At 66.5% G+C, this 12168-nt stretch carries 11 protein-coding genes, 1 pseudogene and 1 riboswitch; of the genes and pseudogenes, 5 read left to right on the top strand and 7 right to left on the bottom strand.

Annotated features, from left to right (window positions below; translation table 11 throughout):
- The 5 genes and pseudogenes from AC6EKW_RS13685 to AC6EKW_RS13665 all read left to right on the top strand — a co-directional run.
- Positions 1-516, top strand: a pseudogene (locus AC6EKW_RS13685) (hypothetical protein); the annotation flags it as partial.
- Between the two features lie 13 nt (positions 517-529).
- Positions 530-961 (top strand): universal stress protein, encoded by a 432-nt coding sequence (locus tag AC6EKW_RS13680; protein WP_273889370.1) that lies wholly within the window; start codon positions 530-532, stop codon positions 959-961.
- Between the two features lie 141 nt (positions 962-1102).
- A complete protein-coding gene (dps, locus tag AC6EKW_RS13675) occupies positions 1103-1774 on the top strand; it encodes a DNA protection during starvation protein (protein ID WP_273889369.1) in 672 nt (223 codons plus the stop codon).
- A gap of 12 nt (positions 1775-1786) precedes the next feature.
- Entirely contained in the window at positions 1787-2146 is a 360-nt protein-coding gene (locus tag AC6EKW_RS13670) for a 2Fe-2S iron-sulfur cluster-binding protein (protein ID WP_273889368.1), read from the top strand.
- Positions 2147-2212: 66 nt separating this feature from the next.
- On the top strand, positions 2213-3043 hold the full coding sequence (locus AC6EKW_RS13665; RefSeq protein ID WP_498514655.1) for an MBL fold metallo-hydrolase: 831 nt from the start codon (positions 2213-2215) through the stop codon (positions 3041-3043).
- Here AC6EKW_RS13665 and AC6EKW_RS13660 read toward each other — a convergent pair.
- The 7 genes from AC6EKW_RS13660 to metX form a co-directional block, all read right to left on the bottom strand.
- Positions 3040-6510: a DNA polymerase III subunit alpha gene (locus tag AC6EKW_RS13660; RefSeq protein ID WP_273889366.1), complete on the bottom strand. Its 3471-nt coding sequence runs from the start codon at positions 6508-6510 to the stop codon at positions 3040-3042. The two genes, AC6EKW_RS13665 and AC6EKW_RS13660, sit on opposite strands and share 4 nt — an antisense overlap.
- A 272-nt stretch (positions 6511-6782) precedes the next feature.
- Positions 6783-7073, bottom strand: coding sequence for an FmdB family zinc ribbon protein (locus AC6EKW_RS13655; protein WP_273889365.1), 291 nt, complete (start codon positions 7071-7073; stop codon positions 6783-6785).
- Positions 7074-7166: 93 nt separating this feature from the next.
- Complete coding sequence (locus tag AC6EKW_RS13650) at positions 7167-7436, bottom strand: hypothetical protein (RefSeq protein WP_273889364.1); 270 nt, start codon at positions 7434-7436, stop codon at positions 7167-7169.
- A gap of 58 nt (positions 7437-7494) precedes the next feature.
- On the bottom strand, positions 7495-8472 hold the full coding sequence (locus tag AC6EKW_RS13645) for an aspartate-semialdehyde dehydrogenase (protein WP_498514654.1): 978 nt from the start codon (positions 8470-8472) through the stop codon (positions 7495-7497).
- Positions 8473-8479: 7 nt separating this feature from the next.
- Positions 8480-9559 (bottom strand): hypothetical protein, encoded by a 1080-nt coding sequence (locus AC6EKW_RS13640; protein WP_273889362.1) that lies wholly within the window; start codon positions 9557-9559, stop codon positions 8480-8482.
- Positions 9556-10740 carry an aspartate kinase gene (locus AC6EKW_RS13635; protein WP_273889361.1) on the bottom strand — a complete coding sequence of 395 codons (1185 nt, stop codon included), beginning with the start codon at positions 10738-10740 and terminating at the stop codon, positions 9556-9558. The genes AC6EKW_RS13640 and AC6EKW_RS13635 overlap by 4 nt, the downstream gene beginning before the upstream one ends.
- Positions 10741-10771: 31 nt before the next feature.
- Positions 10772-11902 carry a homoserine O-acetyltransferase MetX gene (gene metX, locus AC6EKW_RS13630; protein WP_273889360.1) on the bottom strand — a complete coding sequence of 377 codons (1131 nt, stop codon included), beginning with the start codon at positions 11900-11902 and terminating at the stop codon, positions 10772-10774.
- A gap of 112 nt (positions 11903-12014) precedes the next feature.
- A riboswitch (SAM riboswitch) is annotated at positions 12015-12145 on the bottom strand.
- Between the last annotated feature and the right edge of the window lie 23 nt (positions 12146-12168).

Below are 12168 nucleotides of genomic sequence, written 5' to 3'. Positions count from 1 at the left end.
CTGCAGCCCGCCTACGAAAACTTCTCTGCGCTCTCGCCCACGCTGCTTGCGCTCGCGCTGCCGGCGCTGGTGGTGATGGTGTGGGGGGCCGTGAGGATCTTCGGCGGCAGGGAGATGGTTTTGGGGAGGGTATGGACCTCCGGGGAGGCCTCTGCTGGGGGCGTGGGTTACACGCCGAGGGGCTTCTCCAACGCGTTGAGGACCATATTCAGCCCCTTTTATCGCCCAATCGAGAGGGTCTCCGGCGGTGTATACGTTACGGAGATAGTGCCCTGGCTGGAGAGCACTTTCTACGATGCGGTTACGATGCTGCTGCTGGACGTGACGCGGAGGATGAAGAGGATCCAGTCGGGCAACCTCTCGGCGTACCTGAGTTACGTCCTAGCGATGTTCACGGCCATCCTCTTCTACCAGGTTCTGCAGAAGACGAACCTGGGAACTTACCTTGTCTATGCGCTGGTTGGTGTGATGGTGACGATGCTGTATCTGGTGGTTAGGAGGCGAAGAAAAAGGTAGATCGGAGGAGATTTTGTTTCACAAGATCATGCTGGCATGGGACGGCTCGGATAACGCCGTCGCTGCCTACAGGGTGGCTCAGGACCTCGCTTCGCGCTACCGGGCACGCTTGGTAGCTGTGTCTATCACACACATCCCGGAGCATGCGGAACGCCCCGGAGATAAAGAACGGGCCCTGGAGGAGGCCCGCTCCTTTTATTCAGGCAAGCTAAATTCTCTCGTGCGCGGACCTCGTTCTCCAGACATCGTGGTGGAACATAAGGTCGTTCCCGGAGATCGCCCGGCCGAGACCCTCATAGAGTACGCACGTCGCGAATCGTTCGACATTATAGTCATAGGGCGTAAGAGGGTCGAGCGTCCACCTTTCTTCATGATAAGGGGAGTCACAGACCGGGTCGTGCGTAATGCTCCCTGCCCTGTCTTGGTGGCCGGACGTGGAGAGTGAGGAAAGGCCGACCCTCCGTGCCCGGCCCTGTGGGATCGTTCACAACCCCTCCCGAGGCGTCCGTTTATCTCGGCCGATGACGGGTAGGAACAATTATGAGAACTACCAAGAATACCGTCGTGAGGAAGGAGGTCGTGGCCGATGGCTGGCGATGAAAGGCCGCATGCCAAAGGCAAAGTCCGGGCCGGGGACGTGACGCAGAGGGTAGGCATAGAGGTCATGGAGGCCCGTGGGGTGAACGTCGAGGAGCTCAGGGAGAAGCTCATCGACGCCGTGGCCGCCGAGTTCACCACCTACTACTACTACACGATCCTGCGGATGTACCTCGCGGGGAACGAGGATTACAAGGAGATCTGCGAGGACGCCCGGCTCGAGGACAGGGCACATTTCGAGCTGATGACCCCGAGGATCTACGAGCTCGGGGGCTCCATACCCTACGACATCCGTCAGTTCGCGGACCGGGCGAGCTGTCCGGACGCCTACCTGCCTGGGACAGGTGACGGACAACATGCCCCGGAGATGGGGAACGGGAGCGGGCCCAAGGCCGAAGAGATCCTGGAGGTGTTGCTCGAGGCCGAGCGGTGTGCGATCCGCACGTGGTCGGAGGTGTGTGATCTGACGGCGGGAGGCAAGGATCCGCGCACCTACGGACTCGCTGCACGCATCCTCAACGAGGAGATAGAGCACGAGGCGTGGTTCATAGAGCTCCTCTCGATGGAGAGAGACGGTGTGGTGCGGCCCTCGGGTCACTTCCGCCGGGGCGAGCCGGGAGATGCGCCCTACTCCAAGAACCGTCCGCTGTACAACCCCTAAAAGAAGGGGGAAGTGAAAGAGAAGAAGTTCACCGTCAGGGTGAAGTTTCCCGACGGTGAGGAGAGAGCTTTCGAGGCCGGCGTCGAGGAGTACATCCTCGACGCCGCCCGAAGGGCGGGGCTCGACCTCCCGAGCCTGTGCGAGCAGGGATGGGACCTCGCCTGCGCCGTGAAGGTACTCGACGGCGAGGTCGACCAATCCGACTCCCGCCGTTACTTCGAACAGGACGAGAAATGCGGCTTCGCACTTCCCTGTACGGGTAAGCCGAAGTCCGACCTGGTCATCGTGCCCTACCAGACCCGGCAGATGCGTGAGTGCCGGGATCGGCATGGGCTGCCTGCTCCCCGGGGCACCGGGAGCTCGAGGGCCTGAAGGGCCTGGGAGCGGGTCGGGAGAGGTGTCCGGTCTGCCGGGCGGCATGACGATGCGAGGTGGGAGATGAGCGAGAGCGGAGAACGTGGTTTGATCCCGAGGTTGGAGGCCGTGGAGGTCCCGCCCGGCATGCTGGTCATACTCGGCCTCGGGCAGGCCGGCGTGGGGATCAGGGGTCCCGAGGGCGTCATCTACGTGGATCCCTACCTGACCGACTACGGCGGCGAGGGGGAGAGGTTGGATAGGTGCTTCGGGCCACCGGTGGATCCCGCCGCCATAGACGATGCCTCCTGCGTCCTCGTCTCCCACGAACACGTCGACCACTTCGACCCCGAGACGCTCGGCTCCATCGCCTCCTCCTCTCCCGGGGCGCGTTTCTACGCCCCCTACGCCTGCGACTTCTCGAAGGCCGGGATCGATCCAGAGAGGGTCACGGTCCCCGCGGTGGACGAGCCGTTCGAGGTGGCGGGGGCGCGCATCACCGCGGTCCCTTCCGCTCACACCGGGCTGGAGAGGACCGACCGCGGCTACCGCTACCTGGGCTACGTCATAGAGTGCAACGGCGTCACCGTCTACCACGCGGGCGACACGGTGGTCTACGACGGCATGATCGAGACCCTCTCCCGCTGGCGCCTGGACGCGATGTTCCTCCCGATAAACGGGCGTGACTACTTCCGCACCGCGCGGGAGATAGTCGGCAACACCGACTTCCGCGAGGCCGTAGAGCTCGCCGAGACGCTCGACGTCGGGATGGTCTTCCCGACCCACTACGACCTCGTCGCGGGGAACACCGAGAACCCGGCGTACTTCGTGGACTACATCAACCGGCGCAACCTGCACCGCCCCTACCACCTGCTGCGCCCGGGAGAGTTGTTCGCGCTTCTGGGAAGGGGCTAGGAGACCCGCTCCATCTGCCGCTCGGCGGCGCGCCGCACGGCGGAGATGCAACCCGGCCCCAACATCCGCTTGAGTTCCGCGTGCAGATCTGAGGAGTCCTCGACGGTGCAGATCTCCCGATCGGGGAGCCCGTCCCCCGAGACCAGCACCAGAGGGTGCTCGCCGGGGTGCCGTGAGATCAGGCGGAAGGCCTCCTCGGCTTCCTCTTTGGGCTTGCCGACGAAGGCCGCGGCGTACAGGTACAACGGGTCCGGGCCCGGCTCCAGGGAGAGTTCCTCGACGTCGAGCGCGACGATGCGCGGGGTACCCTCCTTTCGATCCACCCTGCCGCGGACCTTCAGGATCGCGTCCTCCCGGATCGCCCCGGCGCACTTCGAGTAGACTTTGGGGAAGACGATCACCTCGGCGAGCCCCCGGGTGTCGTCGAGCTGCAGCGCCGCCATGGTATCTCCCTTGCGCGTGGTGTTGCGCCGCACGCTCGTCGCGAGCCCTCCGATCCAGACCGCCTGTCCGTCCCGACAACCCTCGAGCTCCGGGATCGAAGTGTCGGTGTGCCTGCCGAGCTTGTGCAGCACCGGCCTCAAGGGGTGATCCGAGACGTAGAGACCCATCGTCTCCTTCTCCCACTCCAGCGCCCGGCGCCGGTCCTCCTCCACCCGTGGAACCTCCGGGCGCGGCGGGGCGATCTCCGAGGCATCGAACATCGAGAACTGGTCCGAGCTTACAGATCTTGCGCTCTTCGCCACCCTCTCGACCGCCTCGGCGTGCACTTCCAGCAGCGCCGCCCGCGAGTGTCCTGAGAAGTCGAAGGCGCCGCACTTTATCAGCGATTCGAGCGTGCGCTTGTTGTAGGTCTTCGGGTCGACCCGCTCGCAGAAGTCGAAGATGTCTTCGAAAGGACCACCCTCCTCCCGCGCGGCGATGATCGCCTCGACGCACGCCTCCCCGACGTTCTTTACGGCGGAGAGGCCGAAGCGGATGGTGCCGTCTACGACCGTGAAGCGCTTGCCCGAGGTGTTTACGTCGGGCGGGAGCACCTCTATGCCCATCGCCCGCGCCTCGGCGACGTACTGGGGGACACGATCCTTGGTGTTCATCACGCTGCTCATGAGCGCGGCCATGTACTCCGCCGGGTAGTGGGCCTTTAGGTATGCCGTCTGGAACGCGAGGAACGTGTAGCAGGCGGCGTGGCTCTTGTTGAACGAGTATCCGCCCGCGGCCTCCATCCAGCTCCACAGCTTCTCCGTGGTCCGCGGGTCCACGCCGTTGGACCGGCACCCCTCGATGAACTTGTCCTTGAGGGTGGCCATCAGGTCTTTTTTCTTCTTGCCGATGGCCTTGCGCAGCGTGTCGGCCTCGCCGGGGGTGAAGCCGCCCAGGGTCTTGGCGATCTCCATGAGCTGCTCCTGGTAGGCGGCGACGCCGTAGGTGGGCTCCAGGATGGGCCTTATTCGTTCGTCGGGGTACTCGACGCTCTCCGGGTCGTGCTTGCCGCGCTTGAACTCCGGGATGTGCTCCATCGGTCCGGGCCGGTAGAGCGCGTTCAGGGCGACCAGGTCGTCGAAGCGGTCGGGTTTCACTTCCTGCAGCATCCGCTGCATCCCGCTCGACTCGAACTGGAAGACCCCGAAGGTGTCGCCGCGGGCGAAGAGTTCGAGGGTCTCCTCGTCGTCGAGGGGGATGCCCCGGATGTCCACCTCCTCGCCGCGCGTCGCGCGGATGTTCTGCAGCGTCTCCTCGATGACGTCGAGGTTGCGCAGGCCCAGGAAGTCCACCTTCAAGAGCCCGAGCGCCTCGACGTCTGACATCGGGTGCTGGACCACGACCTCGCCCTTGGCCCCCTTCTGCAGCGGCACGATGTCCGTCAGGGGCTCCTCGGAGATGACGACCCCGGCGGCGTGGGTCGAGGCGTGGCGGGCGAAGCCCTCTATCTCGAAGGCTATGTCGAGGATCTTCTTCGCCCCCTCGTCCTTCTCGATGAGGGAGAGGATCTCGCGCGCCGGACCGGGGTGCTTGTCGGTGGGCAGGTAGCGGTCCTTCTCCTTCTTCAGGACGTCCTTGAGGGTGGTCCCGACAGGCTTTTCGGGGATGAGCCGGGCCAGCTTGTCGGTCTCGCCGTAGGGATACTGGAAGACCCTGCCCGCGTCCCTTATCGCTGCGCGTGCCCCCAGAGTTCCAAAGGTGATGATCTGGGCGACGTGCTCGTGCCCGCCGTACTTCTCGGTGACGTAGCGCATCACGTCGGCCCGGCCCGAGACCGAGAAGTCTATGTCCACGTCGGGCATGCTGATCCTGTCGGGGTTCAAAAAGCGCTCGAAGAGCAGCGAGTAGCGCAGCGGGTCGAGGTCGGTTATCTCCAGGGCGTAGGCCACGAGCGAGCCCGCGGCCGACCCGCGACCGGGGCCCACCGCGATCCCACGCTCCTTGGCGTAGCGCACGAAGTCCCACACGATGAGGAAATAGTCCTCGAATCCCATCTTGGAGATGGTCTCGAGCTCGAAGTCGAGCCGCTGGCGGATCTCCGGGGTGACCTCTCCGTAGCGCTTTTTCACCCCCCGCTCGCACAGCTCCCTCAGGTACTCCCTCGCGGTGTACCCCTCGGGCTTCGGGAAGGCGGGGAGACGGGTCTTGCCGAGCTCTATGCCCGGATCCTCGACGCTCTCCACGACCTTCGCGGTGTTCTCGAGCGCCTCGGGATGGTCCGGGAAGAGCCGCTCCATCTCCGAGAGGGGCTTGATGTAGAACTCTTCGGAAGCGAAGCGCATCCGGTTGGGGTCGGAGTGGAATTTGCCGGTCCCGATGCACAAAAGGACGTCGTGCATCTTCGCGTCGCTCCTGGCCGTGTAGTGGCTGTCGTTGGTCGCGACCAGCGGAAGCCCGGTCTCCCGGTGCAGCTGCATCAGGCCCTCGTTCACCCTCCGCTGCTCCGGGATGCCGTGATCCTGCATCTCCAGGTAGACGGCGTCGAAGATCCCCTGGTACTCCTCGAGGAGCCTGCGCGCTTCGTCCATCCTCCCCTCGAGTATCCTGTTCGGAACCTCCGCCGAAAGGCACCCCGAGAGGCAGATGATCCCGCGCCCGTGCTTCCTCAGCGTCTCGAGGTCCACCCGCGGCTTGTAGTAGAAGCCTTCGAGGAACCCTACCGTGGAGAGCTTCATCAGGTTGCGGTAGCCCTCCGGCGTGCGCGCCAAAAGCGTCAGGTGGTAGTAGGGGCTCTTGTCCTTCTTCCTGCGGTCGGCGGTGACGTAGACCTCGCAGCCCATCACGGGCTTTATCCCGGCCTTCTTCGCCTCCTGGTAGAACTTCACCGCCCCGTACATGACCCCGTGGTCGGTGAGCGCTATCCCCGGCATCCCTTCCGAGGCGGCGAAGGAGACCAGGTCTTTTATCCGGCTCGCCCCGTCGAGCATCGAATACTCGGAGTGGCAGTGCAGGTGTGCGAAGGACGCGCCGCTAATCCGAACCACCTCCCGGAAGATCCCCAGAGAAGAGCGGAGAGCCCGGAATCATCCGGGCCCCGCGAGCCTGCCTGCTCTCCCCATCCATCCTCAACGATGCGCAATATATACCCTGCGCCCGCCGGTGTCCAGAGCAGCTTCAACCTGTGCTTGAGGTGCGTTTTGCAGGAGTTTCCACGTGAAAAGAAAAGCGGCCCCGAAGGGCCTGCGTCCTGACGGGCGTGGGGTTCTCGTCCCCCGGAGCCGGGAGGGCGGTCGCGGCAGGGGCCGCTCTTGTGGGGTTAGTCGCTTTTCTTACTCTGGGCCTTGGTTTCGGAGGATTCGCCGTTCTTCTTGGCCGGCTTCGAGTCGCTTCCGTTGTCGGAGGAGGATTTCTCGGTCGGGCGGCTTCCGTTCGACCGGCCGTAGTCCGTGGAGTAGAAGCCGGAGCCCTTGAATGCGATGCTCACCGGCTGGAGGACTTTACGCACGGGGGCGCCGCACTCTATACAGGAGGTGAGAGGGGCGTCGGAGATCTTCTGCATTATGTCGAAGACATGATCGTTATCACATTTGTACTCGTATATCGGCATCTCTTATCTCCAGTCTCCCATCGTATATCGACCGCAGCCTCGTGAAATTATACAGCGCGGGAAAACGGCTCCGGTCTCTCGTCCCCGGGAGGCTCAGCGGCGGTGTCTGAAGCTCTCCTCCTCCGCGTGTATCTCGCGCTCCATGCTCTCGCGGGCCGTGTGGATCAGACGCGGGTTGCGCAGGATGTCCTCGATGTCTTTGGGGGAGCAGTTGTTGCGCACGTAGTCTTCTTCGAGGATGTCTTCCAGGTGCGCGCCCTCTTTCAGCCGGTGGCAGATGTAGGAGATGACCTTCTCCTCCCGGCTGGACGGGTGGGAGACGTCGAAGAGGCGTCTCCAGAATGAGGGATGTTCGGCAGCCATGCTATCACCTTCTCTCGCTCGCCGGAGTGTCCGAGTGCATTAGTTGCACGTTCAAGGATTATACGGCCTTCGGGGCCCCGACGCCGACGAGCGCCTCCGCTATCTGCACGGCGTTGGTGGCGGCGCCCTTGAGGAGGTTGTCGGCCACGCACCACAGCTCGACGACGTTGCCCTCCGCACGCACCCTCCCGACGTGGACCTTCGGGTCGCCGACCACCTCGATCGGGGTGGGGGCCTGAAGGGGGTCGGCGTAGGGTTCGATCCCGGGGGCCTCGGAGAGGGCAGATAGGACCTCGTCGAGGGTCACCTCTTCGGAGGTCTCGACGTAGACGCTCTCGGCGTGGCCCGTGTGCACGGGGACGCGCACCGTGGTGGCGTGGACCGGGAGGGAGGGCATCTCGAGGATCTTGCGCGACTCCTCGCGCATCTTCCTCTCCTCGGTGGTGTATCTGTCCTCGCCGACGGATCCGATGAGCGGGAGGACGTTGCCCGAGATGGGCTTCGGGAAGGCGTCCCCGGAGCCCATCTCGAGCGCCTCGACCCCGGCTCTGCCCGCGCCCGAGACTGCCTGGTAGGTCGAGACGACCACCCGCTCGAGGCCGAAGCTGCGGGCGATGGGGGCGAGGGCGACGACCATCTGGATCGTCGAGCAGTTGGGGTTGGCGATCAGACCCCGATGGTTCTCCAGCGCGTGCGGGTTCACCTCCGGGACGACGAGCGGGACCTCCGGGTCGAGCCGGAAGTCGCTGCCGTTGTCTATGACGGTCGCGCCGCGAGCGATCGCCTCGCGGGCGAGCCGTACCGCCGCACCCTTCTCGCCTTCGGTTCCGGCGAAGAGGGCGATGTCCACTCCCTCGAAGGCCTCCGGTTCGGCGACGCCTATCTCGAAGGTCCTGCCGGCGAGCTCGGCGGTACGGGCGGTGCGGGCGAGCACCCTGAGATCACGTACCGGGAACCCGCGGCGGTAGAGCTCGGAGACGAGCTTCTCCCCGACGAGCCCCGCTCCCACTACTGCGACGTTGTATCCCTCGGACATTCTCTTCTCAGATCTCCTCGTCCGTCGCTCGCTTTCTGGCTATGTCGAGCAGGTCGAAGACGACGCCGCTCGCGGTGCGCTCCGGCCCCGCTCCGGGCCCGGATATCGTGAGGGTAACATCCGAGTAGCGCCGGGTGCGGAACTCGAAGACGTTCTCCGGCCCGGAGATGGGGCCGAAGGGGCTCTCGACCGGCGCGTCGTGCAGACCGACCTCCACCGGCCCCTCCTTCGGGATGCGCGCCAGGTAGCGCAGCATGTGGCCCGGCTCGACCGAGAGCAGCCGCTCCTCGAAGGCGTCGTCCGCCTCGCCGACCCGGCGCATGAACTCCTCCAGCGGAACGTCCTCGAGGCCCTCCGGGACGAGCGACTGGTAGGGCACCTCCCAGGGCTCTATCCTGCGGCCGATGGCGCGGGCCAGGATTATCGCCTTCCTCGCCACGTCGAGCCCAGAGAGGTCGTCGCGCGGGTCGGGCTCGGCGTAGCGGAGCTCGACGGCCTTGCGGACCGCCTCCGAGAAGGAGTGTCCCGCCTCCACCGCGCTCATGATGAACCCCAGGGTGCCGCTCGGGCTGGCCTGGATCTCGAAGATCTCGTCCCCGCTGGAGAGCAGGGCGTCGATGGTCGAGAGGATCGGCATCCCCGCCCCAACCGTCGCCTCCCGCCAGAGCCGGCCCGGGAGCATGTGCACGAGCTTCTCGTACTGCTCCGTCGTGCCGGAGAGCGGACCCTTGTTCGAGAGCACGAGGTATGAGCCGTTCTGAACCCCGAGCAGGTCGAGGTCGTAGGTCCCGCCGTGCACCGCCAGGTCCACGACGGCCCTCACCGTGCCGGGGGCGGGCTCGGAGAGGAGGATGTCCTCGAGCGGCTCGGTGCCGAGCTCGGAGAGCCTGCCTCCCTTCTCCTTGAGACGTATCGCCTGCGGCAGCAACTCCTCGCCGACGAGCGCCCCCGAGGTGTCCGAGACCGCCCGGTAGCGGATGTCTATCCCCATCTGCTCGCGCCAGCGCTTGCGCTCTTCGAGCACGATCTGGGCGACGGCCCGCCCGACGTTGCCGAGCCCGAGCTGGACTATCTCGAGCCGCTTCATGCGACCCCCTCGCCCACCACCGCGGAGTTCACGACGAGCCCGTCGTGCAGCGCGCGCAGAGCCTCCCTCTCCCGCTCCTCGGCGACGAAGAAGATCGCCCCAGGTCCGAAGAAGGTGGCGTGCAGGGGGGAGATCCCCGCCGCGAGCAGGCAGCGGGTGCCGCGCTCGAGCAGCCCGCTCTCCCGGCCGCCGATGCACACGACGGCCGCCGCCCGGCGCCTGCGTCCCCCGCCGCAGGGGATCTCGACGGCGATGCCCCGCCGGAGGCCGACGCAGCGCGCCCCGCCGCTCTCCCCGGAACAGATGCGCGTGCCGGGGAAGGAGGGGTTGAAGGTGTTTTTCACCACGACCTCCATCCCGGCCGCCTCTGCCGGCTCCATCGTCCTCGGGTGCAGCACCTTCGCCCCGAGGCGGGCGAACGCCCCGGCCTGCTCGTAGGAGAGGTGGGGGATCGGCACCGCCCCGGGCACGAGGGCCGGGTCCGCCGAGAGCACGCCGTCGACGTCGGTCATGATCCAGACCTCCTCGGAGCCCAGGGCCCGGCCGAGCACCGTCGCCGAGAGGTCCGAGCCTCCCCGTCCGAGCGTCGCCACGCCGCCGTCCGGGGCACGCCCGACGTAGCCGGGGACGACCGCGACCATCCCTTCCTCGAGCAGCGGCGTGACGCTGCGGTTACATCGCTGCCGCGTCCGTTCCGGGTCGACCTCGGGGCCGTCGCCGCCGCCGCGGGTCGCTATCGGGTCTGGGGCCACCGCGGCCGGTACGCCGAGCTCGTCCAGCACCGCAGCCATCATCCTCGCCGAGAGCCGCTCGCCGAAGGACGCGATGGCCTCCCTGCGATCGGCACCCCCACCCAGGCACAGCCCCCTCAGTTCCGACAGGAGACGATACAGATCATCCTCGAGCTCCGCGAGCCGCTCCCCGGAGCACGCCCACCGCGCCGCCTCGAGGTGTCGCCGGGCCAGATTTTCGAGCAGGGCCTCGACCCCCGGTGCGGTTCGAGAGCCCGCCTCCCCGGTGTACCCGATGAGCTCGTCGGTCACGCCGCGCATGGCCGAGACGACGACGGCCACCGGACGTCTGCGGGCCTCCTCGGCGGCTATCCCCGCGGCGCGGACGAACTGCTCGCCCCCGCCGACCGAGGTGCCCCCGAATTTGATCACCAGGGGTTTCTCTCTCAATGGATCACGCTCCGTTCGCTTCTCCTGCTCCTTACTCCAGAAAGTCTCTGAAGACCGCCTCCATCGCGTCCCAGTCCTTGAGGAACGCGTCGTGGCCGTTCGGGGACTCTATCTCGGTGTAGTGCGCCCTCGCCCCCGCCCGCCGCGCCCTCTCCGCGAGGGCGCGCACCTCGGCCGCCGGGAAGAGCCAGTCGCTCGAGATGCCCACGAAGAGCACCTCCGACTCCATGCGCGAGAGCGCCTCCTGCTCGGACCGGTAGCCCGCGGCCACGTCGTAGAGGTCCATCGCGCGCGTCAGGTACAGGTAGGAGTTGGCGTCGAACCTCCTCACCAGGTCGCGTCCCTGGTAGTGCAGGTAGCTCTCCACCTCGAAGCGCCCGCCGAACTCCTCGTAGAGCGCCGGACGCGTCGCCGGCCTCCTCCCGAAGCGCTCCCACTGCCCCTGCGCGCTCTGGTAGGTCATCATCCCGGCCATCCGGGCTATGGCGAGCCCCCGCTCCGGCGAGCGCCCCGTGCCGTAGTAGTCGCCCCCCTGCCAGTCGGGGTCGGACATGATCGCCCGGCGTCCGATCTCGCTCATCCCGATCCCCTGCGGCCCGAGGGCGCCGGTCGCGGCGACCGGGATCACCCTCCTCGCGAACCCGGGGAACTCTACGGCCCACTCGAGCGCCTGCTGCCCGCCGATGGAGCCCCCGGCGACCAGCTCGAGACGCTCTATGCCGAGCTCCTCGAGCAGGCGCTTCTGGGCCCGCACCATGTCCCGGATCGTGACGAGCGGGAAGCGCATCCCGTAGGGCCTGCCGGAGACCGGGTCGCGGGAGGCCGGCCCCGTGCTCCCGGAGCACCCGCCGAGCACGTTCGAGCAGACCACGAAGTACCGCTCCGTGTCCACCGGACGCCCCGGCCCGATCAGGGGATGCCACCAGCCGCCGCGCCTGTACTCCTCGTCCGGCTCCCCGGCGGCGTGCGAGTCGCCCGTGAGGGCGTGGACGATGAGAACCGCGTTGTCCCTCGCCCCGTTGAGCTCGCCCCAGGTCTCGTAGGCCAGAACTACCTCGGGGAGATGGCCGCCGAGCTCCGGTTCGAAAGGTCCTATGCGGCAGAGAACCCTGCCCGAACGGGCCGGGGCTTCCTTAGCCCCGGCCCCCGGATCTTGTGCCATGCTTCGGAGTAATACAGCCTCCTTCCCTCGTCGGGTCTACACGTCATGAGGCGGCTGTCCCACCGCCCGGCGCGCTAACCCGCTCGCAGAAGAGGCCGCTTTTCAGGCTCTTCCCACATCTTCCAGGCCGGAGACCTATGGGCCGCCGCCTGCTGGATTTGGCACCTCACGGAGCTTTACGAGGAGCTCCGCCGGTTGCCGCGGCTTCGCAGGGCCAGTTCCCTCCACCGCTCTCGATGCGGGTTCGCGCTTGGGCAGAGATGCTA

Source organism: Rubrobacter sp. M3-4, assembly GCF_059772285.1.
The sequence above is the reverse complement of the archived record's forward strand: the minus strand, read 5'-3'. Positions and strand labels throughout refer to the sequence as shown.